The following is a 1,263-nucleotide window of genomic DNA, read 5'->3' on the forward strand; positions in this document are numbered from 1 at the left end:
CGGGCCAGTGCCAGCAACCGATCGATGGCGGCGTCATGAACCATGATGCGTTCCGGCAGAATGCCATGGTACAACCCGAGCTTGCGAAGCTCCATGCCTGCACCACGACGCGGGAGTGTGAGGAGACAATCTGACAGGGCCAACCACGTCACCGCCTCGCGCGCCGCAATGGGGTGACCCCGCGCGACAGCCGCCAGCACTCTTTCCGGCCCGAGCGGGATGGCTCGGGCGGACCATCCCTCGCCTGCTATGACGATCGCGGCGTCGAGGCGGGAGCCCAGCACATCCCGCAGCAATCTCTCACGCGGGCCGTCCGTGACTTGAAGGTCTATATCAGGATATTCAGCGTGATACCGTTCGAGAAGGGCGGCCACCGCGCCGCTGGCGAAGGACGCTTGCACACCAAGGCGGAGCCTGCCCACCACCCCGTTGTGCCGCAGGCGCAGATGCAGCATGGCTTCGTCCATGCCCTCCAGCACGGAGGCGGCGATCCTGGTGAACGCCACACCCGCCGCCGTGAGCCGCGAACCCGTTCGTAGTCGCTCGAACAGGGGGATACGCAGCGCATGTTCCAGTGCCTGGATCGAGCGCGTCAGCGTGCCCTGATCGACCTCCAAGGCCAGAGCCGCCCGACGCAGGCTGCGATGCTCCGCAACCGCGATTACCCGTCGTAAGTCGCGGATGTTGAAAGCGCAATCATTCGGCATATCGGGTAGTTATCGCAGGCTAGAGCGTGAGAATGGCAAGGCTCACGGTACCCCAGGGGATTCCGGTGATCCCTGCCCGGCATAGGGCAATACCGCTCAGACGTGCTCCACTGCCGGTCCATCGGATCCTACCGTGCGTCATCGCCGAAAACCCCAACTGCCGCCCCTGTAATGATCTCCGCGTGCTCCTTCATGTGGAACCGCAGAAAATCGACAAACGGATCGCCACCATGAAGAGCAGTCGCGAGATTCCGTCGCGATATCTCGATGATCTGGACTGATTAGAGGCCCACACCAGATCAAAAACATTGAACAGCGTGGAAAATCATCCCAATCTATTTTCCAACAGATCCTTCAATCCACCCAATACAATCCCCCAGTTCTCGGCAGAATGTTGAGCCTGTTCTTCGGTTTTGCAATTAGATGTCGTCACGGTAACTTTTACATCGCCGTCTTCATTCTTTAGAGCATTTTCCTTTCAATCTGGCTCATACCCTGCTGCGGTGAAGAAATTCACGCACTCTGCTGGCGAGACCTGATCGATCAGGATGCCGAT

General features: G+C 59.5%; 1 protein-coding gene. It reads right to left on the reverse strand.

Going from position 1 to position 1,263, the window contains the following annotated elements; all coding sequences use genetic code 11:
* Positions 1 to 707, reverse strand: a 707-nt coding sequence (locus EDC31_RS17565; protein ID WP_132127232.1) for a LysR family transcriptional regulator, incomplete at its 3' end; no start/stop codon positions are given.
* Between the last annotated feature and the right edge of the window lie 556 nt (positions 708 to 1,263).

This window comes from Acidomonas methanolica, assembly GCF_004346035.1.
Classification (GTDB): Bacteria; Pseudomonadota; Alphaproteobacteria; order Acetobacterales; family Acetobacteraceae; genus Acidomonas; species Acidomonas methanolica.